1 protein-coding gene is annotated in these 750 nt (G+C 75.1%); it reads left to right on the top strand.

The annotated features are described in order from the left end of the window. Positions 1-19: 19 nt before the first annotated feature. The coding region (locus E8M80_RS25640; RefSeq protein WP_206035758.1) for a zinc ribbon domain-containing protein at positions 20-750 on the top strand (731 nt) is incomplete at its 3' end.

Raw genomic sequence — 750 nt, 5'->3', positions numbered from 1 at the left:
CGGCAGCGGCGCTGGCCCCATGCACCTGCTGACCGACAAGGTCACCTGCGGCTGCTGCGGTGGCGGGTTCTCCGCCATGGGCAAGGATGACCTGGGCTGCCGCACCGCCCGGAACGGCGGCACCTGTCGCCACACCACCCGGGGTCGCCGGGCGGTGCTGGAGGAGCGGGTGCTGCGGGCGCTCGCGACGCAGCTCATGCGGCCCGACCTGGTGGCCGAGTTCTGCGCGACCTTCATCGCGGAATGGAGCCGCCTGGCGGCCGAGGCCTCCGCTGGCGCCGAGGCCCGGCAGCGGGACCTGCAGGCCGTCGAGCGCAAGATCGGGAACCTCGTCGGGGCGATCGCCGACGGTCTCGAGGCGCCCGGCGTGCAGCAGAAGCTCGCGGACCTCGAGGCGCGCCGGCAGGACCCGCGGGCCGCGCTCGATGCCACCAGCGCCGCCGCCCCGCCGGCGCTGCACCTCAACCTCGCGCAGGCCTACGTCAAGACGGTCGCCGATCTCCGCCGCGCCATCGCCGCCGAGGACGGCGCCGAAGCCCTCGAGGCCGCCCGCGCCCTGATCGACACCGTCGTCGTGTCGCCGCCCGATGACCCCGGCGATCCGCCCGGCATCGCGCTGACCGGCACCCTGATGGCCATGCTCAAGGCCGGCGGGGCCGACCTGGCCCCCGGGGGCAAGACACCCTCGCCTCACGCCTCGCCGCCATGCTCGAGAGTTCGGTACAAGGAGAGCCACGGGGGCGGTTCACC

The sequence above is a fragment of the Roseomonas sp. HF4 genome, assembly GCF_005222755.1.
In the GTDB taxonomy this organism is placed as follows: Bacteria; Pseudomonadota; Alphaproteobacteria; order Acetobacterales; family Acetobacteraceae; genus Neoroseomonas.
Note: the sequence above shows the minus strand (reverse complement) of the source record. Positions and strands in the feature narration are given on the sequence as shown.